Below are 26,133 nucleotides of genomic sequence, written 5' to 3'. Positions count from 1 at the left end.
TGGCACGCTTCTTGCTTTATATAAAAGTGTAAATACAACAAAAATAAAAGGAGTGGCAAAAATGGCTAAAAAAACAATTATGTTAGTATGTTCAGCAGGGATGAGTACAAGTTTATTAGTAACAAAAATGCAAAAAGCAGCAGAAGATCGTGGAATGGAAGCAGATATCTTTGCAGTATCGGCATCTGATGCAGATAATAACTTAGAAGCGAAAGATGTAAACGTATTATTGCTAGGTCCACAAGTTCGTTTTATGAAATCACAGTTCGAACAAAAACTAGCACCTAAAGGAATTCCATTCGACGTAATCAATATGTCAGACTACGGTATGATGAACGGCGAAAAAGTATTAGATCAAGCAATTGCTTTGATGGAAAAATAACCAAATAAGAATAAAAAATGAATGGAGTTTTCGGATATGGAAGAGCAACAAAATTTAGAAGCAATTATGGGATTGATCATGTATGGAGGTAACGCTAAAAGCGATGCGATGGAAGCGATTGCTGCAGCGAAAAAGGGAGATTTTGAATTAGCAGACCAAAAAATTGCTGATGCTGAGGAATCTTTAGTTCAAGCACACCATTCTCAAACAGGAATGTTGACACAAGAAGCACAAGGGAACCATATTCAAGTAACGTTATTGACAGTTCATAGTCAAGATCACTTAATGACATCAATCGCGTTTACTGATTTAGCGAAAGAAATCATCGATCTTTATCGTCGCATGGATAATGAATAAGAAAAAAAGAAAATCGACCGTCTAGTCAACTAGACGGTCATAATCATCGATTTGAAGAGCATCAATGCTTTTTAGATAAATATTATCAAGGGGGATTTATAAGAAATGGACGGATTTGTTCAATGGATGGAAAAGCATTTTATGCCAAAAGCATCAGTAATTGCGGCTCAACGCCACTTAGTAGCAATACGTGATTCGTTTGTCGTTACGATGCCATTAATGATTTTAGGAGCATTAGCGGTACTGATTAACAATTTACCAATACCTGGATTTTCAGAATTAATGGATAGATTATTTCCAATGATCGTCAATGATGCACCGATTTGGAAAAGTTTCGGTGGAAATATCTGGAATGGAACATTCGCGATTTTTTCAATTTTAGTTGCATTTTTAGTAGCGTATAATTTAGTAAAATCTTACGGTAAAGATGGAATTGCAGCAGGAACTGTTTCAGTGGCTTCATTCTTTGCAGTTGGCGGATTAAGCGGAACAGATGCTACAGGATTATTTATTGCTTTAGTTATTGCACTTATTTCAGGAGAAATGTTCCAAAGATTAGTTGGAAACGATAAATTAGTCATCAAAATGCCGGATGGTGTTCCACCAGCAGTTGCTAAATCATTTGCAGCATTATTACCTGCAATGATCACAATCAGTTTCTTTAGTTTGATTACATCAATTTTATTTGGCTTTGGGATTAATAACATTGTAGTATCCTTCTACGAAGCAGTTCAAAAACCATTTATGGGACTAGCAAATAGTTATCCATCTGCGTTACTATTAGCATTTATCACACCGTTTTTATGGTTCTTTGGATTACATGGAGCGAATATGGTTGAGCCATTGATGCAAACGATCAATTTACCAGCGATTGATGCAAATATCAAAGCATTAGAAGCAGGAGAAAAAATTCCTTATATTGTAAATAAGCCTTTCTTTGATTCATTTGTAAACTTAGGTGGAACAGGTGCTACGTTAGGACTATTGATTGCTATCTTTATAGTAGGACGTAAAAATAAACCATTTAAAGTCATTACAAACTTAAGTTTAGCACCTGGTATTTTTAATATTAATGAGCCAGTTATGTTTGGACTACCGATCGTATTGAATCCGATTATGTTTATTCCGTTTATCATTACACCAATGATTCTTGTAACAATCGCATATGTTGCAACTGCAGTCGGTCTTGTTCCAGCTGCAACAGTTATTGTACCTTGGGTAACACCTCCGATTATTGGTGGTTTCTTGGCGACAAAGAGTATCGCAGGTGGAGTGTTAGCAGCGGTGAATTTATTGATCTCTGTATTGATTTATATTCCGTTTGTTAAAATCGCAACCGATCAATTTTTAAAACAAGAATCAGCAGCACAAGCGCAAGAAGAAAAAATTCAAGCTTAATAAATAGATAAAATTTTCTCAAGAGAATGGGTGTGGGACCAAAGTAAAAGTTACCTTGGTTTCACACCCTAAATGCGAATAAGTCGTGGAAGCAGAAGCACCTATTTGGGTCTGATCGCTAACTGTGTTTGCTGCAATCTCTTTGAGGAATTTTATCTATTTTTAAATAAAATTATTTTAGGAGATGACGAATATGAATTATCAGTTTCCAGAAGGTTTTTGGTGGGGTTCCGCTGCTAGTGGGCCTCAAACAGAAGGGGTTTTTGCAGGCGATGGAAAAGAACAAAATATCTGGGATTTTTGGTATGAAGAGAAACCTGAAAAATTTTTTAATGAGGTAGGACCAGATAAAACGTCCCGATTCTATAAAAAATATCATGAAGATATTCAGTTAATGAAAGCAACCGGTCATAATTCGTTTCGAACATCTATCCAGTGGAGTAGACTGATCCCTGATCCGAAAACTGGAGAAGTTAATTCAAAGGCAGTCGATTTCTATAATGATGTAATTAATAGCTTGATAGAACAAGGCATTGAACCTTTCATGAACTTGTATCATTTTGATATGCCGATGATCTTACAAAAAGAAGGTGGTTGGCTGAATCGCGCGGTTGTTGATCACTATGTTTATTATGCCAAAACCTGTTTTGAACTATTCGGAGATCGTGTAAAAAAATGGTTTACACACAATGAGCCGATCGTACCTGTCGAAGGGGGTTACTTATATGGCTGGCATTATCCAGAAGAGGTAAACTTGAAACACGGTATTCAGGTGGCCTATCATGAAGCCTTAGCCAGTGCTAAAGCCATCGAAGTGTATCATGCTATGAATGTAACTGGAGAAATCGGAATCATACTTAATTTGACCCCAAGTTATCCTAGAGACGCTCAAAATGAAGAAGATGTTAAGGCTGCTCGTTTAGTGGATGGATTATTTAATCGTTCCTTTTTAGATCCTGCGGTAAAAGGCCATTTTCCAGAAGATATTGTAGCATGGATCAAAGAACAAGATTTGATGCCGGAAACAACTCCTGAGGATCTAGCAACGATTGCTGAGAATACAATCGATCTTTTAGGGGTGAATTATTACCAACCTCGCAGAGTTAAAGCGAAAGAAACCCCTATAGAAATAGCTGGAAATAGCATATTGCCAGAAGATTTTTATGATGTATACGATATGCCGGGGAAAAAAATGAACCCCTATCGTGGCTGGGAAATTTATGAAAAAGGTATTTATGATACTCTGGTGAATTTGAAAGAAAATTATGGCAACATACGGTGTTACATTTCTGAAAATGGTATGGGCGTAGAAGGTGAAGAGCGTTTTGTAAATGTTGAGGGAATGATCGAAGATGATTATCGAATCGAGTTTGTAAAAGATCATTTAAAATGGGTGCATCAAGCGATTCAAGAAGGAAGCCACGTTCAAGGCTATCATATGTGGACATGTATGGACAATTGGTCATGGTTGAATGCTTATAAAAATCGTTACGGGTTTATTGCCGTTGATTTAGAGCAAGAGGCTAAAAGGACTATCAAGAAAAGTGGCTATTGGTTCAAAGAACTAACGGAAAATAATGGTTTTAACTAGAAAATAAAATAGTAAACAATTTTTAGGAATTAATGAAAATGCCTTTATAGCAACGAAGAAAGCGCACACAAAAAATAGTGTGTAGAGTTTTGAAAAGTAGTGTGTACACAATTTGTATAGACCAAAACCCTATCATTATAAGGTTTGGTCTATATATTTTTTGGCACACTTCTTGCTTTATATAAAAGTGTAAATACAACAAAATTAAAGGGAGTGGCAAAAATGGCTAAAAAAACAATTATGTTAGTCTGTTCAGCAGGAATGAGTACAAGTTTATTAGTGACAAAAATGCAAAAAGCAGCAGAAGATCGTGGAATGGAAGCAGATATCTTTGCAGTATCGGCATCCGATGCAGATAATAACTTAGAAGCGAAAGATGTAAACGTATTATTGCTAGGTCCACAAGTTCGTTTTATGAAATCACAATTCGAACAAAAATTAGCACCTAAAGGAATTCCATTCGACGTAATCAATATGTCAGACTACGGTATGATGAACGGCGAAAAAGTATTAGATCAAGCAATTACTTTGATGGAAAAATAGCTAAATAAGAAATATTAGAAACGATCATGAGATTGAGCCTATACGAGGAAAGTTATAGAGTAGTATGAAAGCGATTTCTTTTTCGTGTCGACAATGAATAAGCTGTGTTATTTTCTTTTTTGAACGGGAGAAAATAGACGTTAGAGTTTTTTGAACGGAACTTTAACAACTACTTTGTTTTAAGGAGTTTAACCGCTCTTTAAATAAATATTATTTATAGGAGGAATTAACAAATGGATGGATTAACAGCCTGGATGGAGAAGTACATTCTACCTGTGGCCGGTAAAATCGGTGCGCAAAAACACTTGGTTGCACTGCGTGATGCCTTTATCGGGACAATGCCGGCAACGATGGCAGGGTCAATTGCAGTAATGATCAATGCGATTATTCGTGACTTACCGCAACAGTTTTTCTCTGATTATGCAGCGAACCTTGCTGCAGATAAAGGAATCTTTGCAGTTATTAATGTGATTATTGGGATTAATGGATTTGTTTGGAACGGGACTTTGGCTATTGCTGGATTGATTTTTGCCTTTTCTTGGGGCTATAATCTTGCTAGAGCATACAAAGTAAACGACTTAGCAGGTGGTATCGTTGGTTTAGCGACATTGATTCAAGGAATCGCGTTTGCTTATTCCAATACATTAGAAACAGCTGTTCCTAAAGAATTGATGAACACAATTAATGCGGGAACTGCAGATTCTGGTTGGTCAGCAACGGCTGAAGGTTTAACAGCTGGAGGTTGGGGTTGGTTAAAATTAGATCATTTAAATGGTAACGCTTACTTTACGGTGATGATCATGGGTGCTATTTCAGTAATTATTTTTTGTAAATTAATGTTGGCGAACATTACGATCAAGATGCCTGATTCAGTTCCGCCAGCAGTATCAAAAGCGTTCGCTGCGATTTTACCAGCAACGATTGCATTATATGTTATTGCAATTATCAACTTTGTAGTAGGTAAATTGACAAACGGACAATTGATTATCGATCTAGTTCAAAAATATATTGCGGAACCTTTCTTGGGACTATCACAAGGGTTAGGTGCTGTATTGATCGTAACGATTTTCGTTCAAATTTTCTGGTTCTTCGGTATTCATGGTCCAAACGTTTTGGCACCAGTTTTAGAGGGGATTTGGGGTCAAGCGCAATTAATCAATATCGATATTTTCCAAAAAGGGTACAAAGGGTTGACAGGGACACCAGCGGTCTTAAAAGCCATTGATGATGGAAAAGCATATATGTGGGTTCGTGGTTCGTTTGATGCTTTTGCATGGTTTGGCGGATCTGGTGGTACGATCGTTTTGATCATCGCTATTTTGTTATTCTCTAAACGTGCCGATTATTTAACGGTTGGTAAATTGTCATTGGGACCTGGTATCTTCAATATCAACGAACCGATCATGTTTGGATTGCCTATCGTGTTAAATGCCATCATGTTTATACCATTTTTAGTAGCACCTGTTGTAGCAACTACAATCGGCTGGTTAGCAACATACTTCGGTTTAGTAGCACCCGTTTCACAACAAGTAACGTGGGTTGTGCCTCCCATATTACTATCTTTCTTGGCGACAGGAGCAGACTGGAGAGCACCAATTGTTACAATCGTTTGTATGGTCGTGACGTTCCTTATTTGGACACCATTTGTTATAGCAGCTAACAGAATGAAACCAACTGATTTCGAATAAATTAAAATTTAATAGCGTGTTGCTTTCATTTCCAATCGGATGAAAGCAACAGCTTTATTACTAAGGAGAGAGTACCATGATCACAATTGCCAGTGCAATGAAACAAGAAGAAATAAAAAAAATATTAGAAAACTATGATGAGGGTGATTTCACCTTTACATTCAAAGAAAAAAAAGGAATTAAATTAGCATTTGATGTAACGGGAGACAAAGAAGAAGCTGCTAAAAAAGCAAAAGAAATAATCAAAGCACAACCTTGGGGCAGCGTCTTGTTCTTCCAAGCGGCAGCACTTTAGAAAATAGATTGGATGGATGAAAAATGATTAGAAACGGCTTGTTTATGTGTAGTATCGGTTTTATAATAATTTTGTATACAGTAAATCCTGCTTCAATGAAATATGATTTGTTGAGTATGACAACAGGAGTTTTTTTAGTAATGGTTGGCGGTTATTTCTTTTTCAAAGGGAGAAAGATTGAAGAATCCAAAGTCAAAAAACAACATAATGAGGTGAAGAAATAATGGAAATTACAAAAAAACTCAATATTCCGGCGCCTTACTTTTATGAAAAAGTGATTGATTCTGTTCTTTTTGATATTCGCAAACATACTGGGAAAAGTTTGACAAAAAAACAATTGAACAATTTTGAATATGTGAAATCATTTTCTAAAAATAGCCGAGCAAAAATCAAAGTCGAAAAAATCATCGACAATTCATCCTATCATTTTCAGACATCAACGACTAAAAATAATTTTTCTGTAGGATATGAAATTGTACCCATCGATGATAAATCTTGCGAAGTACGTTACACAGAAAAAATGGAATCGTTTGGATTTTTGCAAAAAATGAATGACGCAATTTTAGGTACGATTCTAATGTATTTTAAAAAACGTCAATTTAGTAAAATGTTGCAGATGATAGAAGAATCATATTGAGACTGAAACACAAAGGGGTGTTTTTATCCCCATCGTTTATCCGCCTGTAGGGTGTGAAATAAAAGTGAGTGTTCCTTTTGTTTCACACCCTACATTTCTAAAAAAAGCCAAATCTATTTAAACAATCCCTTTTTTGCGTTATGCTTAAATGTGAAAGACAAGGGGGGAAAAGCAATGAGTGAAGTCATAAAAATGGATAAAGACGACACAGAAGAAATGTTTCAATTAGCCGCTTATGCATTCAATGCCGAAACGAATGAAAAACGCAAAGCACGCTTTAGAATGATTGTTGAGCATTCAAGGAATTATGGCTATATTTCAGGGGATCACTTAACCAGTCAAGTGATTTCTACGCCGTTTACTGTCGCTTTTCACGGAGTGAGTTATCAAATGGCTGGAATTGGTTGTGTTTCATCTTATCCTGAATATCGTGGTCAAGGGGGCATTTCAGCTATTATGAAACAGTTGTTAGCAGAATTAGCTGAAAATAAAGTTGAATTAGCATACTTAGCGCCGTTTTCATATCCTTTTTATAGAAAATATGGTTTTGAGCAATTATTCGAACAAATTAGCTACACGATCAAAGCGGCAGATTGGCCGAATATAAAAGCGAGTAAAGGCTCGATGAAACGGGTCAGCTATGAAGACGCAAAAAAAATCTGCCAGGACATTTATGCTATTTTACCTGATAATCAAAGAGGAGCCGTGATTCGGGAGTCTTGGTGGTTTGATTATTCAGTTGGTCTGGATGAAAAAAATCTTTTTGCGCTTTACGAAGACGAACAAGGAAGTCCTCAAGGATACTTGATTTACCAATCTAGTGCTGAACGTTTTGTTATTAAGGAATGGGGCTATTTAGACAATCAAGCCTTCCAATCAATTATTCGTTTTATTGGTTCTCATAACGGTTCATCTCAGAAATTTCATTTTGAAACAGGTTTTGGTGGTGAAAATCTAAGTTATTTAATGTCCTCTCCATTAGCTGAGATGAATGTTACCCCTTTTATGATGGGAAGAATTGTAAGTTTAGAAAGTTTTTTAAGCAAATATCCATTTACAACAGGATATAAAGAGGACTACTATTTTAAAGTTGAAGACGATTATGGTTCATGGAATAAAGGGATTTGGTCATTGTCAATAGATGAAAATGGACACAGTAGTATAAGAAAATTAGATTCACTTCCTGACTCTCTTAGAGAAGATGATTTAATCATAAGTACGATTCAAGCATTGACACAACTTTTTATGGGGTATAAAACAGGAACTGAATTAAATTTTTATAGTAAAGTTAAAGGAAATAAATACCTGATACAGTCATTAGATAAACGTTTAGTAAAAGGGATACCAGTTTTAGCAGATTACTTTTAAAAAATAGGCTAAGTGAGTTGATTCTGTAACATACTCACTTAGCCTATTTAAATTTATGCGTTATGATTGTCATCTTCTGTTGTTTCTCCTGAATCATCCTCATGATATTCTTCTAGAGCTTCTTTGAAAATCTCTTCTTTTTCTTGCTTATAGTTATCTTGACGCTCAGCAAAAACTTTTTCTTTCGTTTTATCAGTCATACAAGGTCCCTCCATTTCTTTATTTACCTTAAATGGTATAGTTCAAGCGTAACATCCGTGGGCAAACTTTACGAGTATTTTGATTATAAGCAAATGATTAGCACAACCAGTTAAAAGTCCTTATAATATAAGATAAGAACTCAAATAAACGTACGAAAATGAAAGGCAGTGGAGAGCATGAGTAAAACCAAAGAAGAAAAAGTTGCAAGAAATGGTAAAATCGGCAAAACATTAGCAGTTGTTATAGGCAGCCTTTATTTAGTCAAAATGTTAAAAGGAAAAAAGAATAGTAAAAAATAAAAGATGAGAAAGTAATGCTGATTTTTATATCAGTGTTGCTTTTTTTATTTTTATTGACACTGAATGAAAAGACTTCTAAAATAAATAAAGAATGTTCTCGTAGCTCAGTAGGATAGAGCGATCGCCTCCTAAGCGATAGGTCGCTGGTTCGATTCCAGTCGGGAACGTAAAAAAGGCTTTTGAAACGTTGATTTCATGGGCCTTTTTATTTTTTTGTGCCAAATAGGTTATAAGCATTTCAATCTATTACTAATTTTCATTAGGTCTCGATTTCTAATCTCTTTTACGATATGAGAGTAGATTTTTTGTGTTGCAGTTTTATTTTTACAGCCTAAAATACCTCTTAAGGTGTTTTTTTACCTATATAATTTAGTTGTAGATCGTTTTAATTAATTATCAAAAGTGAATAAAATTGATTAAAAGTTGCCTATTTATCAATATTTTTAAACTAGCTATTGAAAGATAGTGAACTTATATTATATAATTATGATGTTACGAAGAAAGGAAAGTGAGAAAATGAAAAAAGTTAGTTTATTTTTGTTAGCTGTTGTCGGTGCTTTAACGTTTCTATCAACACCTACACAAGCGGCAGAAGAAATCATTGCGACACCTTACGGGGGTCTGGGAGATGAAAGCGTTCTTCAAAGTGAAGAAAATGAAGAGATAGTTGCTGAACCATTTGCAGCTGCAGCACCAAGTGTTACTTATCGTACACATGTTCAGTCTTTTGGTTGGCAAGGCTGGAAAAGTAACGGTCAAGCCTCAGGAACATCAGGTCAAGCAAAAAGATTAGAGGGTATTGAATTAAAAGTTCAAAATTCAGGACTTACAGGGGATATTCAGTACCGTACACATGTACAATCTATTGGATGGCAAGGCTGGAAAAGTAATGGTCAGATGTCTGGGACATCAGGTCAAGCGAAACGTTTAGAGGCTATTCAAATTAGACTGACTGGTCAATTAGGTCAAAAATACGATGTATTTTATCGTGTCCATGCCCAAAGTTTTGGCTGGATGGGTTGGGAAATGGGAGGGATTCCTTCAGGAACGGCTAAGTATGCTTATCGCTTAGAAGCAATAGAAGTAAAACTCGTACCTAAAAAAGCGTATAATACAATTGATTATGCATCGAAAATTTCTTTTAGAGAGAATAAAGCATATCCTGGTGAGCTAGATCCTAAAAAATATGGTGTGCCAAATTCATTATTAAAAAATGGTTTAAAACTATTCAAAGACTCAAGTTCAGTTGAAAAATTTGCTTGGGCTGAAATAAATGATCTTAACCGTAAAACAATGTACGCAGAAACGTATAGAATTACGCAAGGACTTAAAACAATCGGTTATAGTGTCGAGTTGTTCGGACCTTACTAAAAAACAGATTAATATTAGAGAGGAAACTTATCGACAGATAAGTTTCCTCTCTATTTTTTTGATTTAATAGTCAAGAAGTGAAATATCGTTGGAAACAAGACAAAATATGACTAGATGTAAATAGCTTTTTTTACCCCCCAAGGGAACTTTTTTATACTAATGACTATATTTCTAAGGAAATACCTTCTTAAATAGATCAGTGAATAAAGATGATCCACATAAGCATTTAAAAAGTAGATGGCTAAAAACACTTTTTACGATTTTTTATTTTTTGTTTTTTTTTGTTTATGCCCAATCACCATTACGGAATATAGGAACACGAGAACCATCTTCTCTGATACCATCAATATCCATCTGGTCTGATCCAATCATGAAATCAACATGAGTATGACTGCGGTTTAGACCTGCGTTTTGTAATTCTTCTTCACTCATTTCAGTTCCGCCTTGTAAATTAAAGGCATAAGCAGATCCGAATGCTAAGTGATTTGAAGCATTTTCGTCGAATAAAGTATTATAGAAAATGATTCCAGATTGAGAAATCGGGGATGGATCCGGAACTAAAGCCACTTCGCCTAAGTGACGTGCACCTTCGTCGGTTTCAAGTAACTTTGCTAATACTTCTTCACCTTGTTTAGCAGAAAAATCAATAACTTTACCGTCTTTAAATGTAAATTTCATATCAGAAATAGTTGTTCCAGCATAACTTAATGGTTTAGTACTAGAAACAACACCATCGACATGACGACTATCAGGCGCAGTAAAAACTTCTTCTGTCGGCATATTAGCCATGAATTTTTCACCGCGACTATTGTCACTACCAGCACCTTCCCATAAATGATCTTTTGGTAAGCCGATCACTAAGTCTGTACCTGGTGCAGTATAATGTAAAGCTTTAAATTGTTCTTTGTTTAATTCATCCGCTTTGGTTGCCAATTTATTGTCATGAGCTTTCCAAGCAGCCACAGGATCTGTTTCGTAAACACGTGTTGTTTTAAAGATTTCATCCCAAAGAGCATCGACTTGTTGTTCATTGGTCTTTAAATCTGGGAAAACTTTAGCTGCCCATTCTTTTCCAGCAGCAGCTACAACAGTCCAGCTGACTTTATTGGCTTGAGTCGCTTTTCTTAGGTTGACTAGAGCTTTACCTGAAGCTGATTGGAAAGTCGCAACTCGATCAGTATCGACGCCAGAGAGTGCGTCAGGATCAGCGGAAACAACACTGATTCTACTTGCCCCTTTATTTACCCAATCATCTGTTTGATCTATTTTGTATTGAGGAATAGTTTCTAAATATTTTTCATCTGCATGAAGCAAAAATTCACGTTGAACAATATCATCAGTCCATTGAACAGTCATTTCACCAGCCCCTAATTTATATGCTTCTTCTGTAATCAAACGTGCTAAAGGTGCTTGATCAACACTGATTTGTAAAACAATACTTTGTCCTTTTTGAACATTGACCCCTGTTTCAACAATCAATCGAGCATACTTTTTTAATGTCTCATTAAAATTTGGTAATGTCATAGAATAACCTCCTAGTTTTTCATTTGCATAATCGGGAATATCATAACACGTAGCGTGTATGAACTCAAATAATCGAGTAGGGTTAGTTTCGTATTTAATTGTGTGTAAAAGTGCTGGAAAGTCCCGTGTAATCAAATAAATAAAATAATATAAATCGAAGGACTAGTATTTTGCAGAATAAACAAATCATGTTACAATAACTGTAGTATTTATATGGAAGCGTTGTAAAGGATAGGTAGAGGGGATTGAAAGATTATGGCAAGAAAAAAAACAATTACTAAAGATCAGATTTTAAATGCTGCATACGAAGTAGTGGCCACTGAAGGCTTTTCGAAATTCACCGCACGAAACATTGCAACCAAAATGAAATGCTCAACGCAACCCATTTATTTAGAATTCAAAAATATGGATGATTTAAAAGAAGAATTATTTGAAAAAATCCATCAATATTTGGCAAAAGAAGTATTTCCTGTCACGCATACAGACAATACAATTGTGGATTTAGCATTGAATTACATTCACTTTGCTAAAAACGAAAGTAAATTATACCGAGCGCTATACTTAGAAGAATATGGTGGCGGAAAAAGAATGCAAGAATTTTCGTATAGTTATTTTTCAAATGCAGTTAAGAAAGATTCTGATTATGAAAAATTAAATGATACAGAAATCAATTCGCTTCATATGGGAACGTGGATTGTTGCCACAGGAATTGCAGCATTGATGACTTCTGGCATCATTCATCCAAGTGATCAACAAATTGAACGTTTGATGAGAGAAGCAATTGATCAGATACTAGAGCGAGATCACCCAATCGATATCGAATAGCTAAAATGAATTAAAAAAGGAGACTATAAGAAAGCTCAGAGAGTTTTCTTATAGTCTCTATTTATTTACGTTTAATCAGCTCAATACTTATTTTACCGCTTCTGCTAATTTTTTAGCAAAGGCTTCAAGGTTTTGAATATCTTCTTCTTCAGCAGCAAGATCGACTTTTACGCTATCTGCTCCTTTTTTTGCCCCGATTTTTGTAAAAGCTGCATCAAAGTCATCCACTGATTTACAGAATTCGTCGTAAAAAGTATCGCCGGATCCGCACACACCATATGTTTTTCCCGATAGATCGATTTCTTGTAATTCTTCATAGAAGTCTACTATTTCATCAGGTAATTCGCCATCGCCATATGTGTATGTTGCAATAACACATATGTCTGCATCTTCAAAATCTTCAGGATCGACCTGTGTACATTCATTGATTTCAACTTCAATATCTAAATTTTCAAGAGCTTCAGCGACGATATCCGCGATTTCTTCTGTATTTCCAGTCATACTTGCGTAAACGATTTTAGCTAAGGTCATTAGATTTCCTCCTTCAAATAATACAATTCTGATTATATCAGAAGAATGAAGGTTGTGTAAATTACAAAATTGAGCGAAGAAATTAATAGGTTGCTTTTATACCGCTGTTTATGAGCAGTAATAGTATTAAAAAAGAATGAAATCTATTTTTTACAACTACTTTTCAGTGAAATTTTCACAAATTATGATAAAATACACTTATATAAAGATTACCTAGCTTCAAAAGCTAGCCATTACGCTTTGCTTCGATCGCATCAATTTCTAAGAGCTAAAGTTCTAAGGATTGAAGGTTTCGGGAAAAAGCTGACTATGCTATTTCAGCTTTTAAATTTTAGGAGGACGATATTGAATGATTACACTAAAATCACCAAGAGAAATTGAAATGATGGATGAATCTGGAGAGTTATTGGCAGATGTTCATCGTCATTTACGTAGCTTTATCAAACCAGGTGTTACAAGTTGGGACATAGAAGTGTTTGTGAGAGATTTTATTGAAAGTCATGGCGGAATTGCCGCACAAATTGGCTTTGAAGACTATAAATATGCAACGTGTTGCAGTATTAATGATGAAATTTGCCACGGTTTTCCTCGAAAAAAACCATTAAAGGACGGCGATTTGATCAAAGTAGATATGTGTATTGATTTAAAAGGTGCAGTATCAGATTCTTGCTGGGCTTATGTAGTCGGAAACTCGACGCCTGAATTGGACCACTTAATGGAAGTGACTAAAAAAGCGTTATATCTTGGAATCGAGCAAGCCCAAGTCGGTAATCGTATCGGTGATATCGGACATGCAATTCAAACCTATGTTGAAAGTGAAAACCTTTCTGTTGTAAGAGATTTTGTAGGACACGGTATTGGTCCAACGATTCATGAAAGTCCTGTTATTCCTCATTATGGTGAAGCGGGAAAAGGCTTACGTTTAAAAGAAGGAATGGTCATTACGATCGAACCTATGGTCAATACGGGGACGTGGCGCATGAAAATGGATCCAAATGGTTGGACAGCATACACTTTAGATGGCGGGATCAGCTGTCAATTTGAACATACACTGGCTATTACCAAAGATGGTCCCAAAATTTTGACTTCTCAAGGAGAAGAGGGAACCTACTAAACATTAGAGGAGAATTTTATGAAACTGGTGGACAAAGTAAAGAATAATGAAAAATTAATGCGTTTCATTGAAACAACGCAACATCGCATGATTGATTCAGAGATTGGAAATACCTCAGTGGTTGTGGCGTACTACTTACTTTTGTCCCTGTTTCCTCTATTGATTGCGGTAGGAAATCTTCTGCCGTACTTACATATTGATCCAAATGAAGTATTGCCCTACATAGCAGAAGCAATTCCAGAAGCTATTTTTAATGACTTAAAACCAGCGATCCAATCCTTGTTGACACAGCGTTCGGGTGGATTGTTATCGATTTCTGCTCTAGCAGCATTATGGAGTGCTAGTCAAAGTATCAATGCGTTGCAAACAGCTATGAATAAAGCGTTTGGTGTTGAGCCGCGTAAAAACTTTATTATTGTCCGTATCATGTCCTTGCTTGTGATTCTATTGTTTATGATTGCAATCGTGGGTGTTGTAGGTGTTTTAGGTTTAGGTAAATCGATTTTAGATTTTTTACAGCCTATTTTTCATTTTTCAACTGATTTTATAGATAACTTTCAGACCTTGAAATGGCCCATTACTTCATTTGTTTTACTTGTTATCATGTGTTTGATTTATCGTGTAGTTCCGAATGCGAAGCTGACTTTTCGTTCAATCATTCCTGGAGCGGTCTTTGCGACAGTCGGATGGATGTTGTTATCACAAGCCTTTGGGATTTATATTAAGTATTTCAGTTCAAAAATTGCTAGTTATCAAATCATAGGAAGTTTCATTATATTGATGTTATGGTTGAACATTGCCGCAACGATTATTATTTTAGGTGGAATTATCAATGCAGTTGTTAAAGAATACATATCCAATGAAAAAATTCAGCACCGCTATGGAGTGATCAACCGACTAGCAGATAAAATAAAAGAAAAATTCAAGAAGTAGGCTAAATACTATTACTTTAAATAAACAAGTAAGTCTTTTGAATTTTTTTAACGGTGGAAACACTTGTTCCAACTTGTAAATGTGGAATGATTCGGTATAATATACGTTGTACATTAAGAAAGTGGGTTCATCATGTCTATGTTTATTTATGAAATTGTTATCCGTCTATTTCTGACGTTTATTTTATCATTGATTACAACGCCAATCGTTAAATTACTGGCGTTTAGAATAGGAGCTTATGATGCTCCAGGTGAAAGAAGAGTAAATACTAAGAATATGCCTACAGCTGGTGGATTAGGAATTTATTTTGTCTTTTCATTTTCCTGTCTAATCATGTTTCAATCGATTATACCGATTGACTATATATGGCCAATTATTTTAGGCGCAGGAATTGTTGTCGCAACAGGTTTGATCGATGATATTTATGAATTGTCTCCGAAGAAAAAAACGCTCGGTATTCTACTTGGGGCATTAGTTATTTATTTTGTAGCAGAAATTAGGATCGATGTTGTAACGTTACCTTTTTTTGGACATATTGATTTACGTTGGTTTAGTTTACCTTTGACTTTATTTTGGATACTGGCAATTACGAATGCGATTAATTTGATCGACGGCTTAGATGGACTTGCTTCTGGCGTTTCGATCATTAGTTTAACAACGATCGGTGTAATTGGGTACTTTTTTCTTCATGCCAAAACAGTCTATATTCCAATCGTAATTTTTGTTTTGGTAGCCAGTATTGCAGGGTTTTTCCCGTATAATTTTTATCCAGCTAAGATTTTTTTAGGGGATACGGGTGCTTTGTTTTTAGGCTTTATGATTGCAGTGATGTCCTTACAAGGATTGAAAAATGCTACGTTTATCACGGTGATTACACCGATGATCATCTTAGGTGTTCCGATTACCGATACTGTGTATGCAATTATTCGTCGTTTGATGAATAAGCGGCCGATTTCATCAGCTGATAAAATGCATTTACATCATCGCTTGCTTTCTCTTGGATTTACGCATAAAGGCGCAGTGATGACGATTTATGGTTTAGCCTTGGTCTTTTCATTTGTAGCATTGTTGTTTAGTTACGCAAGTAATTTGGCATCGATTCTACTGATTGTTTTTAGTGCGATCGGCTTGGAATTGTTTATTGAAATGATTGGATTAGTTGGTGAAAATCATCAACCATTGATGTATATTTTACGTATGTTTGGAAATCGTGAATTTCGTCATCAACAATTAGAAAAAAGATTAGGCAAACATTCTAAAAAAAAGTAAATAATCAAAGAGAATCTTTTATGAGATTTTAAGCTGTGTTATAATTCATTGATTGAGTAAAAAGAGAGAGCGGGACAAGACTCAGTAAGTTTTGCCCCGCTTTCATAGAGTTCAGCTAAGTAACAAGTGACTATGTTCCTGGTCTATTTTCTTTCACAAGGAACCAGTGTCTGAATTAGCGAATCTTAGTACCTAAAATTATAGGCAGCGATTGCTTTATTTTTGGTGAGGGTCAGCCTGTTACAGGCTGGATTTATTTTTAGTTTAAATGAGGTGCAAAAATATGAATGATAGAATAACGATTTCCATTGTTACTCATAATAGCCGTCATATTTTTGATGTGCTTGATAATTTGAAAAATGAAGTAGGTCTAGAATCGAACTACGATATACATATATTTGACAATGCTTCTGAGCAAAGCTATATTGACAAACTGGAACGTTACGGCTCTTTTATTTTTTTACATAGATCTGGAGAAAACAAAGGCTTCGGTTACGGGCATAATCAGGTGTTAAAAAAGGCCTCTACATCTTATGCCGTCATTTTTAATCCAGACGTTTTGATTACAAAAGATGCATTGGATCAAATGATTCAACGGATAAAAGAAAATGACCAGTTGGCCGCAGTTTGTCCTAAAGTGTTGAACTCGGATGGTACAACACAGTATTTAGTACGCCAAAAACTAGATGTGTTTGATTATATGTTGCGATTTGTTCCTTTTCAATCGATCAAAAAGTTATTTGATAAGCGCTTAAGTTATTATGAATGCCGCGATTTACCAGAGGATCAAACAACGTATATTAAGATGGGCTCCGGCTGTTTTATGGTTATTGATATCAATAAATTTAACCAGATCGATGGTTTCGATGAACGGTACTTCATGTATTTTGAAGATAATGATCTTTGTATGAGCTTTGGAAAAGCAGGCTATAAAATTTTGTATACACCTTTTGAAACGGTGATTCATTTGTATGAAAAAGGTGCACATAAAAACAAGAAACTATTTAAAATATTTTTACAATCAATGATTAAATTTTTCAATAAATGGGGCTGGAGGTTTTTCTAGTGGAGAATAAGTTGGTTATTACAATTGTTTTATATCAAACTGAGTTCTCAAAAACACCCAGTTATCCTTGCCTAAAAAGAGTGGTATCAGAAAAAAAGTCAGCCTATCTGTTTATTTACGATAACAGTCAAAACGCGCAAGATGATGAAGTATTTCATCAGGAAAATGTTCGTTATATACATGATGGAGCGAATCCAGGATTGGCCAAAGCCTATAACGCAGGAGCGCAGTATCTGAATGAAATTCAAGGTACGTTGATGTTATTGCTGGATCAAGATACTTTGCTTGATGAAAAGTACGTTGAGACACTTTTAGATTTGCCGTTAGATGAGGCGATTGGAGCTTATGTGCCAATTGTCAGTTCTCATGGTAGACAAATATCTCCCGTTTTTTCTGATGAATATGTTGGAGGAAAGTCTGAGTTGCCAAAAGCAGGTATCTATTCCAAAAGACTTATGGGCATTAATTCTGGAACAGTGATTCCTTTTACCGTACTGAACAGTATTGGCTCATTCAACGTAGAGTTTCCTTTGGACTTTTTAGATCATTGGCTTTTTTGGAAGATTCATCAATTAGATAAAAAAATCAGCGTTTTAGATCATCATCTGGCACATGACCTATCTGTGCTGGATTACCAAACGATCAATAGCAAACGATATGAATCAATCATAAATGGGGAAACGCTATTTTATAAGAAGTATGAACAAGATAAATTTTACAATCACAGAAGACATTTGCTTTTAAGAACAGCTAAACAATTTTTGCGGGTCAAGAATCGTAAAATTTGGCGGCGGACGTTTTTAGAGTATCGATCACTAATGAAAGGAAAATAAATGATCTCAGTTTGTATTGCCACATATAATGGAGAAAAGTATTTAGAAGAACAACTTAATAGTATTTTGCCTCAAATGAACTCAGAGGATGAGCTGATTATATCAGATGACGGTTCTAAAGATGCAACGGTGGATATCATCAAGCGATATACAACACAAGATCAGCGGATAAAATTCTTTAAAGGTCCTGGCAAAGGGGTGATTGCTAATTTTGAATTTGCTATCAATCAAAGTCAGGGAGATTTTATTTTTTTGGCAGATCAAGATGATGTCTGGCTGCCTGAAAAAGTTCAAACAATATTAGATTTTTTTCAAAAACATGATGAAATAAATCTAGTAATCAGTGATTTGGTAATTGTCGACGAAAAACTAGAAGTTATAGAAGAATCGTATTTTGATTATCGTAAAGTTAAACTTGGGATTTTTCAGAATATTTTGAAAAACAACTATATAGGTGCTGGAATGGCGTTTCGTGGGCTATTAAAGAAAGAAATATTGCCAATCCCTGATAAGATCCCGATGCATGATATGTGGTTTGGTTTAATTGCAGATAGTAATAAAACCAGTGCAATGATCCCGCAAAAACTTGTGCTCTATCGTAGACATGACTGTAACACAAGTGAAATTAATACAAAAGCTAGCCGTTTACAACAATTGAAGTGGCGAAAGGCACTTATTGTGGCACTTATACGTCGAAAAATATTAAAAGTTAAATGAGAGTTATTTTACAGTTTTGTAAAATAACTCTAAAAAGCATGACAAGTCTCTATGATAATGCGATAATGTTAATGGTGTAAGTAATTAAACGAAATAATTAAATTTGAAGGAGTTTTCCCATTGAAAGGAATAATTTTAGCTGGTGGCAGCGGTACTAGACTGTACCCTTTAACAAAAGCCACGTCAAAACAATTAATGCCCATTTATGACAAACCAATGATTTATTACCCTATGTCAACATTGATGTTAGCAGGTATCAAAGAAATTTTGATTATCTCTACTCCTGATGACACGCCACGTTTTGAAAGTTTATTTGGCGATGGAAAAGATTTTGGCATTCATATTGAATATGCAGTGCAAGAAAGCCCAGATGGCTTAGCGCAAGCATTTATTATCGGTGAAAATTTCATCGGTGACGATAGTGTTTGTCTTGTTTTAGGCGACAATATTTATCATGGTGGTGGGTTGTCTGAACTACTACAACGTGCGGCATCAAAAAAAAGTGGAGCAACTGTTTTCGGCTATCATGTAAATGATCCAGAACGATTTGGTGTAGTGGAATTTGATGGTCAGATGAAGGCTCTTTCAATTGAAGAAAAACCTGAACAACCAAAATCAAATTATGCAGTTACGGGTCTGTATTTTTATGATAACGAAGTAATTGAAATCGCTAAAAATATCAAACCCTCTGATCGTGGAGAATTAGAAATAACAGATGTAAATAAAGTTTATTTAGAAAAAAATAAACTATCCGTTGAAGTGATGGGACGTGGCTACGCTTGGTTAGACACAGGAACTCATGAATCACTTCTAGAAGCATCGACATTTATCGAAACAATCGAGAAACGTCAAAATTTAAAAGTCGCTTGTTTAGAAGAAATCGCTTATCGGATGGGTTATATCACAAAAGAGCAACTTATTGAATTGGCCCAACCATTAAAGAAAAATGGCTATGGACAGTACTTATTAAGATTGGCAGAAACAGATTAGGAGCGAATAGACAATGAAAGTTATTGACACAAAACTAAAAGATGTAAAAATCATTGAAATGGACGTGTTTGGCGATCATCGAGGTTTTTTTACCGAAAGCTATTCCAAAGAAAAATTTGCTGAACAAGGGTTGGATTTTGATTTTGTACAAGATAATCACTCTCTTTCAAGTGAAGCAGGCGTCTTGCGTGGCTTGCATTTTCAAAAAGGGGAAGCGGCTCAAACAAAACTGATTCGTGTTGTGACGGGTGCGGTTTTAGATGTGATCGTGGATATCCGTAAAGGCAGCCCTACTTATGGACAGTGGGAAGGGTATATTTTATCGGAACATAACCATCGTCAATTATTGGTACCTAAAGGCTATGCACACGGTTTTGTAACATTGACACCAAATGTTAATTTTATGTATAAATGCGACAATTATTATAATGCACCTGCAGATGGTGGTATTGCCTTTGATGATCCGGAACTAGCAATTGATTGGCCGATCGATATCCAAAAAGCAATCACGTCTGAAAAAGATACAAATCATCCGACATTAAAGGAATTTGAATCAGAGAATCCTTTTGTCTATGGTGAAATCTAAAAAATAGGAGAGATCTTGAAGATGAAAAACATCATTGTTACTGGTGGAGCTGGATTCATCGGATCAAACTTTGTTCATTATGTAGTGAACAACCATCCAGAAGTTCATGTAACGGTATTAGATAAATTAACGTATGCGGGAAATAAAAAAAATCTTGAAGGACTACCAACCGATCGTGTTGAATTAGTTGTCGGTGATATCGCGGATGCTGAATTGGTCGATCGTCTAGTTCAAAAAACAGATGCAGTGGTTCATTATGCGGCAGAATCTCACAATGATAATTCGTTAAATGATCCGTTTCCTTTTGTACAAACCAATATTATCGGAACCTATACGTTGATTGAAGCTTGTCGCAAACATGATGTACGTTATCATCATGTTTCTACAGACGAAGTTTATGGTGATCTACCCTTACGTGAGGATTTACCAGGGCATGGTGAAGGAGCTGGCGAAAAATTCACAGCTGAAACACCTTATAACCCATCTAGCCCATATTCTTCCACAAAAGCAGGTTCAGATCTGTTAGTAAAAGCGTGGGGACGTTCATTTGGCTTGAAAGCTACGATCTCCAATTGTTCCAATAATTATGGCCCTTATCAACATATTGAAAAATTTATTCCACGCCAAATTACCAATGTATTAAGCGGGATTACGCCGAAATTATACGGTGCGGGTAAAAATGTTCGTGACTGGATTCATACAAATGATCATTCCTCTGCTGTTTGGACAATCTTGACCAAAGGAAAGCTCGGTGAAACTTACTTGATCGGAGCTGACGGTGAGGAAGATAATAAGACAGTTATGGAACTTATCTTAGAAATAATGGGCCAACCAAAAGATGCATATGAACATGTAAATGATCGTCCTGGACATGATTTACGTTATGCAATAGATTCTTCAAAATTACGTGAAGAACTAGGATGGACGCCCGAATTCACGAATTTCCGTGATGGTTTAGCAGATACAATTAAATGGTACACGGAAAATCCAGATTGGTGGGAAGCAGACAAAGCAGCTGTTGAAGCCAATTATGCGAAAAACGGTCAATAAAAATTTAGCTGACAATAAATGAATAAGCAAGTGTAAGGCGGGACAATTCCTGCCTTTTTTCAGAAGGAGTAGATAAAATGATTTTAATCACAGGTGGAAATGGACAACTAGGAACAGAATTGCGTCACCTTTTAGATGAGCAAGGTTTAGACTATATTTCAACGGATGCGAGCGAAATGGATATTACGGACGCAAAAGTGACTTTGCAAAAAATCAAAGAAATAAATCCAGATGTGATTTATCATTGTGCTGCTTACACGGCAGTCGATAAAGCTGAAGATGAAGGCAAAGAATTAGATGAAAAAATCAATGTAAATGGAACAAAAAATGTTGCTGAAGCAGCTAAGATTGTTGGTGCTACATTAGTTTACATTAGTACTGACTATGTTTTCGATGGCACTAAAAAAGCGGGTATGTATTCAGAGGATGAACAAACAAATCCGCAAAATGAATATGGCCGTACTAAATTATTAGGAGAAAAAGCGGTTCAAGCTATTTTGGAAGATTATTATATTATTCGAACGTCATGGGTGTTCGGTCAATATGGACATAATTTTGTCTTTACTATGCAAAAACTTGCTGAGACACGTGATCAATTAACTGTAGTGGATGATCAGTTTGGCCGTCCAACTTGGACTAGAACCCTAGCTGAATTCATGACCTTTGTTGTAAAAGAAAAAGCGCCATTTGGTGTTTATCACTTATCAAATGAAAATAGTTGTAATTGGTATCAATTTGCAAAAGAAATTTTAAAAGATACAAAGGTGGAAGTATTACCTGTAGATTCAACACAATTTCCGCAAAAAGCGAAGCGTCCACAATATTCAGTAATGGATTTGAGTAAAGCTGAAGCATTGGGCTTTAAAATTCCAACTTGGCAAGAAGCTTTAGCGAAAATGTTGGAAAAAGTTTAAAATTAGTGTAGCATAGTATTACTTTGTTGAGTGATCTATGCTACGTATATTTAAAAGGATGATTTTAGCTATGTTGATACTATTTTAGGAGGTAAGGATGAAAAACAAGAAATTAATGATTATTGCCACATCAGTTATTTTGTTAGGAGGATCTTTTGGAGGAATTATAGGCCTGGCACAAGAAAATTTACAAGAGCAAACAACGGAGTACATAGATAGTACAGAATCAACTTCAGCCACTAAAGAAAGTTCAACTTCAGAATCAATTAACGATTCTAAAGAAGAAGCAGTTAAGGAAAAAGAAGAAACTCCAACAAGCTCTACGCTCAATGAACCAAACATAACGGAAGAAAACAATAAAGAATTAGGAGCTCAAAGTAAGGATAGAGAAGGTTTTTATGATTACATACCAAACAAACGCTCTGATTTGTCACCTGCTATTTCTGCTAGGGCAGCTAGTGTTGATGCGTACGTAGGTGCAGGTGATACAACACGCCCTGCAAAAGATTTTGTAGACGTATCATCTCATAACGGAAATTTAACCGTTGCGAATTATAATACGATGAAACAATATGGTGTTAAAGGAGTAATCGTAAAATTGACCGAATATACAACCTATGAAAATCCATATGCAGCATCACAGATTGCAAATGCTAAAGCTGCAGGTTTAAAAGTAGGAGTTTATCATTACAGTTGGTTTAATACAGAAGGTGGTGCTAGGGCTGAAGCAAATTATTTTGCAGCTGTGGCTAAACGTTTAAACTTACCAGCTGATACGCTAATGGTCAATGATGCGGAGCAAGGAGAGATGGCTGCAGGCAATGTAACCAATAATTCCTTAGTTTTTGCTAATCAATTAAAAGTAAACGGTTATAGTAGAACGATGCATTATTCGATGTTAAATTGGTTTAATACAGGTGTTATGAATGCCAATACATTAGGCTACAATAATATATGGGTAGCTCAATACCCTTACAACCCTCTAGCCAGTAATTTGTTAAATAGAAATTATGGAGCATGGCAATGGTCATCAGAACTAACTTTCCCAGGAATTAAAGGTGTATTTGATATTAGTATAGACTATAATGATATCTTTAATGGCGGAATAGTTTATGATAAAGTTCAATATAACAATCCAGTGAATTTTAATGCAAAAATAAAAAATAATGGAGAAGCAGCGAGACATACTATTTACGACGATATTTTGGACACTAAACCAGGTGTAAATGTCTTGGGACAAGCTTCTTTATATGCGGGGCAAACTGTGCAAATCACTCGTATTGCTAAAACAGTAAAAGCAACGTGGTATCAATTTGCAATTAACGGTCGAACGATTGGCTGGGTAAATAGTAAAACATTTGATTTAACTACAGGTAGTGTTTATTATTCTGCTTATGTTGCAGGAAATGAATGGCAATATTCTGCTTTTGATGGTCAAAGCGCTGGAACAAGCAGTGAAAGGAAAAGAATAGAAGCACTCAAGTTATCTTTAAATAACAGTAACACTGGTTATAGTGGTGACATAGAATACCGCGTTTACGCGCAATCATCTGGTTGGGAACCAAACTATCAAAAAAACGATGCGATTTCTGGGAAAGTTAATAGCGGGAAACGTGTAGAAGCTGTTCAAATTAGATTGACAGGTGAAATGGCAAAACAATATGATGTTTATTATAGGACTCATGTTGCTAAACTTGGTTGGCTAGACTGGGCCAAAAATAACGAGAAGGCTGGGTCAGTAAATTATAGTTATGCAGTTGAAGATATTCAAGTTCTATTAGTAAAAAAAGGAGCACAGCCACCAGGAGCTACAGCAACTCCATACAAAGCACCTGTTGATATTGTATATGAATCACATGTTCAATCAATTGGTTGGCAGTCCCAAATTATTAGTAATTCTGGCGATTTTTCAGGAACTATAGGGGCTCAAAAGCAGATAGAAGCGATAAAAATAAATACAAAAAATACAGACTTGACTGGAACTATCCAATATCAGTTATACCTTCAAAAAAAAGGATGGGCTGATGTAACTGAAAATGGGGAATTAAATGGTACTATTGGTGAGAAGCGTCGAGCTGAAGCCATAAAAATTAATTTGACAGATCAGTTAGCTAAAAGATATGATATATACTATCGAGTTCATTCTAGAAGTTTTGGTTGGCTAGATTGGGCAAAAAATGGTCAAGAAGCAGGAACTGCTGGCTACTCATTGCGTATGGAAGCTTTGCAAATTAAAGTAGTTGAAAAAGCAAAAACCGCTCCAGGAGAGACTGCCAGACCTTATGTTACAAAATAAAGTATTAAAAATAATTATATAAGAATAGAGGTTTTTTTGTGAAAAACGTTTCTATATTTGGTTTAGGATATGTTGGATTAGCAAATGCGCTATTGTTAAGTCAGAAAGAAAATGTTATGGCTTATGATATAGTAGATGAAAAAATTGATCTGTTAAATCAAGGAATATCTCCATTAGAAGATAAAGAAGTAAAAGAATTTTTGTCAAAAAAAGACTTGAATCTTAAATTTACTAAAGACTTTGAAGAAGCTGTCAAATTTGCTGACTATCTAATCGTGTCTACACCAACAGATTACGATGAAAAGAAAAATTATTTTAATACAGCCACCGTAGAAGATGTTATCGAAAAAGCATTGTCGATAAAACCAGAAGCTATTTTAATTATCAAATCTACTGTACCAGTTGGATATACGGATAGCTTAAGAGCAAAATACAACACGAACAATATTATCTTTTCACCTGAATTCTTAAGAGAAGGAAAGGCGTTGTATGATAATCTTTATCCTTCTAGAATCATTGTAGGAGAGTGCTCTAAGAAAGGCGAAGAAATTGCTAATATGTTTTTAGAAAATACAATGGATAAAAATTCACGAATTTTATTGACTCATTCAACGGAAGCCGAAGCAATAAAACTTTTTTCAAACACTTACTTGGCTTTGCGTGTCGCATATTTTAATGAATTAGATACGTATGCTGAATCAAGAGAATTAGATGCAAAACAAATCATTGAAGGTGTGGGATTAGATCCTAGAATTGGGACGCATTATAATAATCCATCATTTGGATATGGCGGTTACTGTTTGCCTAAAGATACAAAGCAGTTGCGTGCAAATTATGATACTGTTCCAAATAATATCATTAGTGCGATCGTTGATGCGAATACAACACGTAAAGATTTTATAGCAGAACAAATTTTAGCTAGAAGTCCAAAAGTAGTGGGAATTTATCGCCTGACAATGAAATCAAACTCTGATAATTTTAGATATTCATCCATACAGGGTATCATGAAGCGTTTGAAAGCAAAAGGTGTTGAGGTAATTGTTTTTGAACCTACTATGGATGAAACAACATTTTATAATTCACGTGTAGAAAAAAATTTAACTCAATTCAAAGAGCTATCTGATGTCATTGTTACGAATAGAATGGAAGAAGAATTATCAGATGTTGAAAAGAAAGTTTATACACGGGATATTTTCAAAAGAGATTAATAGATGTAGTTTTTGATTTCTATTATTTTTTATTCAGAACTGATGTGCTAAACTAATCAAAAGTCAGAATGGAGGATCACTCGTCATTCTGACTTTTTTTGGTTTTATACGTCGATTACCTTATTGAAAAGCAAAATATAGGTTTCT

The 26,133-nt window shown here is 35.4% G+C and carries 28 protein-coding genes and 1 tRNA gene; 26 read left to right on the top strand and 3 right to left on the bottom strand.

The window, feature by feature from the left end; all coding sequences use genetic code 11:
* The first annotated feature begins 61 nt into the window (after positions 1-61).
* The 10 genes from AC4BC4_RS12055 (at position 62) to AC4BC4_RS12010 (ending at position 8,259) form a co-directional block, all read left to right on the top strand.
* Positions 62-382, top strand: a complete 321-nt coding sequence (locus AC4BC4_RS12055) for a PTS sugar transporter subunit IIB (RefSeq protein ID WP_438757034.1) — start codon at positions 62-64, stop codon at positions 380-382.
* 36 nt (positions 383-418) lie between these two features.
* Positions 419-739 (top strand): PTS lactose/cellobiose transporter subunit IIA, encoded by a 321-nt coding sequence (locus tag AC4BC4_RS12050; RefSeq protein ID WP_438757033.1) that lies wholly within the window; start codon positions 419-421, stop codon positions 737-739.
* A gap of 105 nt (positions 740-844) precedes the next feature.
* The gene (locus tag AC4BC4_RS12045) at positions 845-2,137 is read left to right on the top strand and encodes a PTS sugar transporter subunit IIC (protein ID WP_490475847.1); all 1,293 of its coding nucleotides are present in this window, start codon (positions 845-847) and stop codon (positions 2,135-2,137) included.
* A 193-nt stretch (positions 2,138-2,330) separates the two neighbouring features.
* The gene (locus AC4BC4_RS12040) at positions 2,331-3,728 is read left to right on the top strand and encodes a glycoside hydrolase family 1 protein (RefSeq protein ID WP_490475846.1); all 1,398 of its coding nucleotides are present in this window, start codon (positions 2,331-2,333) and stop codon (positions 3,726-3,728) included.
* 222 nt (positions 3,729-3,950) lie between these two features.
* The gene (locus AC4BC4_RS12035) at positions 3,951-4,271 is read left to right on the top strand and encodes a PTS sugar transporter subunit IIB (RefSeq protein WP_438757030.1); all 321 of its coding nucleotides are present in this window, start codon (positions 3,951-3,953) and stop codon (positions 4,269-4,271) included.
* A 233-nt stretch (positions 4,272-4,504) separates the two neighbouring features.
* Positions 4,505-5,959 (top strand): PTS sugar transporter subunit IIC, encoded by a 1,455-nt coding sequence (locus tag AC4BC4_RS12030; RefSeq protein ID WP_490475845.1) that lies wholly within the window; start codon positions 4,505-4,507, stop codon positions 5,957-5,959.
* Positions 5,960-6,035: 76 nt separating this feature from the next.
* The gene (locus AC4BC4_RS12025; RefSeq protein ID WP_490475844.1) at positions 6,036-6,254 is read left to right on the top strand and encodes a hypothetical protein; all 219 of its coding nucleotides are present in this window, start codon (positions 6,036-6,038) and stop codon (positions 6,252-6,254) included.
* A gap of 23 nt (positions 6,255-6,277) precedes the next feature.
* Positions 6,278-6,478 (top strand): DUF3188 domain-containing protein, encoded by a 201-nt coding sequence (locus AC4BC4_RS12020; protein WP_438757027.1) that lies wholly within the window; start codon positions 6,278-6,280, stop codon positions 6,476-6,478.
* Positions 6,478-6,891, top strand: coding sequence for a DUF3284 domain-containing protein (locus AC4BC4_RS12015; RefSeq protein ID WP_438757026.1), 414 nt, complete (start codon positions 6,478-6,480; stop codon positions 6,889-6,891). Before AC4BC4_RS12020 ends, AC4BC4_RS12015 begins: the two co-directional genes overlap by 1 nt.
* A 174-nt stretch (positions 6,892-7,065) precedes the next feature.
* Complete coding sequence (locus tag AC4BC4_RS12010) at positions 7,066-8,259, top strand: GNAT family N-acetyltransferase (protein WP_490475843.1); 1,194 nt, start codon at positions 7,066-7,068, stop codon at positions 8,257-8,259.
* A gap of 53 nt (positions 8,260-8,312) precedes the next feature.
* Here the strand turns inward: AC4BC4_RS12010 and AC4BC4_RS12005 are convergent, their stop codons facing one another.
* Positions 8,313-8,459, bottom strand: coding sequence for a hypothetical protein (locus AC4BC4_RS12005; protein WP_438757024.1), 147 nt, complete (start codon positions 8,457-8,459; stop codon positions 8,313-8,315).
* Between the two features lie 177 nt (positions 8,460-8,636).
* On the opposite strand from AC4BC4_RS12005, the gene AC4BC4_RS12000 reads away from it, so the two are divergent.
* From AC4BC4_RS12000 to AC4BC4_RS11990, 3 genes are all read left to right on the top strand, one after another.
* The gene (locus tag AC4BC4_RS12000; RefSeq protein WP_490475842.1) at positions 8,637-8,759 is read left to right on the top strand and encodes a hypothetical protein; all 123 of its coding nucleotides are present in this window, start codon (positions 8,637-8,639) and stop codon (positions 8,757-8,759) included.
* 93 nt (positions 8,760-8,852) lie between these two features.
* Positions 8,853-8,926 (top strand) — tRNA-Arg (locus tag AC4BC4_RS11995).
* Between the two features lie 349 nt (positions 8,927-9,275).
* Positions 9,276-10,130, top strand: coding sequence for a hypothetical protein (locus tag AC4BC4_RS11990; RefSeq protein ID WP_490475841.1), 855 nt, complete (start codon positions 9,276-9,278; stop codon positions 10,128-10,130).
* A 285-nt stretch (positions 10,131-10,415) separates the two neighbouring features.
* On the opposite strand, the gene AC4BC4_RS11985 is transcribed toward AC4BC4_RS11990, so the two are convergent.
* On the bottom strand, positions 10,416-11,654 hold the full coding sequence (locus tag AC4BC4_RS11985) for an aminopeptidase (RefSeq protein ID WP_490475840.1): 1,239 nt from the start codon (positions 11,652-11,654) through the stop codon (positions 10,416-10,418).
* A 255-nt stretch (positions 11,655-11,909) separates the two neighbouring features.
* On the opposite strand from AC4BC4_RS11985, the gene AC4BC4_RS11980 reads away from it, so the two are divergent.
* Positions 11,910-12,479, top strand: a complete 570-nt coding sequence (locus AC4BC4_RS11980; RefSeq protein ID WP_438757020.1) for a TetR/AcrR family transcriptional regulator — start codon at positions 11,910-11,912, stop codon at positions 12,477-12,479.
* An 87-nt stretch (positions 12,480-12,566) separates the two neighbouring features.
* Here the strand turns inward: AC4BC4_RS11980 and AC4BC4_RS11975 are convergent, their stop codons facing one another.
* Positions 12,567-13,010, bottom strand: a complete 444-nt coding sequence (locus AC4BC4_RS11975; protein WP_438757019.1) for a flavodoxin — start codon at positions 13,008-13,010, stop codon at positions 12,567-12,569.
* A 349-nt stretch (positions 13,011-13,359) separates the two neighbouring features.
* Between AC4BC4_RS11975 and map the strand changes: the two genes are divergently transcribed.
* The 12 genes from map (at position 13,360) to AC4BC4_RS11915 (ending at position 25,986) form a co-directional block, all read left to right on the top strand.
* Positions 13,360-14,124 carry a type I methionyl aminopeptidase gene (map, locus tag AC4BC4_RS11970; protein WP_438757018.1) on the top strand — a complete coding sequence of 255 codons (765 nt, stop codon included), beginning with the start codon at positions 13,360-13,362 and terminating at the stop codon, positions 14,122-14,124.
* A gap of 18 nt (positions 14,125-14,142) precedes the next feature.
* Positions 14,143-15,057, top strand: coding sequence for a YihY/virulence factor BrkB family protein (locus AC4BC4_RS11965; RefSeq protein WP_438757017.1), 915 nt, complete (start codon positions 14,143-14,145; stop codon positions 15,055-15,057).
* Between the two features lie 132 nt (positions 15,058-15,189).
* Positions 15,190-16,326, top strand: a complete 1,137-nt coding sequence (locus AC4BC4_RS11960; RefSeq protein WP_438757016.1) for a glycosyltransferase family 4 protein — start codon at positions 15,190-15,192, stop codon at positions 16,324-16,326.
* Between the two features lie 283 nt (positions 16,327-16,609).
* Positions 16,610-17,392 (top strand): glycosyltransferase family 2 protein, encoded by a 783-nt coding sequence (locus AC4BC4_RS11955; protein ID WP_490475839.1) that lies wholly within the window; start codon positions 16,610-16,612, stop codon positions 17,390-17,392.
* Complete coding sequence (locus tag AC4BC4_RS11950; RefSeq protein WP_490475838.1) at positions 17,392-18,225, top strand: glycosyltransferase; 834 nt, start codon at positions 17,392-17,394, stop codon at positions 18,223-18,225. Before AC4BC4_RS11955 ends, AC4BC4_RS11950 begins: the two co-directional genes overlap by 1 nt.
* Positions 18,226-18,942 carry a glycosyltransferase family 2 protein gene (locus AC4BC4_RS11945; RefSeq protein ID WP_490475837.1) on the top strand — a complete coding sequence of 239 codons (717 nt, stop codon included), beginning with the start codon at positions 18,226-18,228 and terminating at the stop codon, positions 18,940-18,942.
* A 120-nt stretch (positions 18,943-19,062) separates the two neighbouring features.
* A complete protein-coding gene (gene rfbA / locus AC4BC4_RS11940; RefSeq protein WP_490475836.1) occupies positions 19,063-19,932 on the top strand; it encodes a glucose-1-phosphate thymidylyltransferase RfbA in 870 nt (289 codons plus the stop codon).
* 13 nt (positions 19,933-19,945) lie between these two features.
* A complete protein-coding gene (gene rfbC / locus AC4BC4_RS11935) occupies positions 19,946-20,518 on the top strand; it encodes a dTDP-4-dehydrorhamnose 3,5-epimerase (protein ID WP_438757011.1) in 573 nt (190 codons plus the stop codon).
* Positions 20,519-20,539: 21 nt separating this feature from the next.
* A complete protein-coding gene (rfbB, locus tag AC4BC4_RS11930) occupies positions 20,540-21,568 on the top strand; it encodes a dTDP-glucose 4,6-dehydratase (protein ID WP_490475835.1) in 1,029 nt (342 codons plus the stop codon).
* 77 nt (positions 21,569-21,645) lie between these two features.
* A complete protein-coding gene (gene rfbD / locus AC4BC4_RS11925) occupies positions 21,646-22,482 on the top strand; it encodes a dTDP-4-dehydrorhamnose reductase (RefSeq protein ID WP_438757009.1) in 837 nt (278 codons plus the stop codon).
* Between the two features lie 97 nt (positions 22,483-22,579).
* Complete coding sequence (locus tag AC4BC4_RS11920) at positions 22,580-24,778, top strand: GH25 family lysozyme (RefSeq protein WP_490475834.1); 2,199 nt, start codon at positions 22,580-22,582, stop codon at positions 24,776-24,778.
* A gap of 38 nt (positions 24,779-24,816) precedes the next feature.
* Positions 24,817-25,986: a nucleotide sugar dehydrogenase gene (locus AC4BC4_RS11915; protein WP_490475833.1), complete on the top strand. Its 1,170-nt coding sequence runs from the start codon at positions 24,817-24,819 to the stop codon at positions 25,984-25,986.
* The last annotated feature ends 147 nt before the right edge of the window (positions 25,987-26,133 follow it).

The organism is Enterococcus sp. AMC1086, from assembly GCF_058216575.1.
Note: the sequence above shows the minus strand (reverse complement) of the source record. Positions and strands in the feature narration are given on the sequence as shown.